This window comes from Candidatus Pelagibacter communis (genome assembly GCF_001179945.1).
Lineage (GTDB): Bacteria > Pseudomonadota > Alphaproteobacteria > Pelagibacterales > Pelagibacteraceae > Pelagilacustribacter > Pelagilacustribacter ubique_A.
This window is the reverse complement of record NZ_CVSG01000019.1, coordinates 1-506: the sequence shown is the minus strand read 5'-3', so window position 1 is coordinate 506 and position 506 is coordinate 1. Positions and strand designations below refer to the sequence as shown.

Below are 506 nucleotides of genomic sequence, written 5' to 3'. Positions count from 1 at the left end.
CTTTTTGAAGAGTCTTAATCAAAAGAGTATCAAATTTCTCCTCAAGAAAATTCGACTCTTCTTCTGTGACAATTTGGTTAGACTCTGCAGCATAGATCAGCAAATAGGCTTTAAATTCATTATATGACCAAGATAGCTTTACTTCTTCCATAATTAACTCCTATTAAAATTTATCTATAATAATTCTAATTATTTTTTCATATTAATAAACTGCAAAGGAATTCCAATATTTGCATCTTTTAATAAAGATATAACATTTTGCAGATCATCAATATTTTTACCTGTAACACGTAACTGCTCACCTTGTATTTGTGATTGTACTTTAATTTTATAATCTTTAATTAGTTTGTTAATTCGTTTTGCATTATCCCTGGAAATACCTTCTCTAAGCTCAATCTTCTGTTTTACTGACATACCTGATCCTTTTTCAATATCATGAATAATGAATGTTTTTAGCGCTACCTTTCTTCCAATAGCACGCTTTTCTAACATATCTCTAATAGAAC

At 28.7% G+C, this 506-nt stretch carries 1 protein-coding gene; it reads right to left on the bottom strand.

Annotation, left to right across the window (positions count from 1 at the left end; genetic code table 11):
• Positions 1–189: 189 nt before the first annotated feature.
• On the bottom strand, positions 190–506 hold a 317-nt coding region (locus AMN78_RS00770; RefSeq protein WP_143323146.1), incomplete at its 5' end, for a nucleotide-binding YajQ family protein.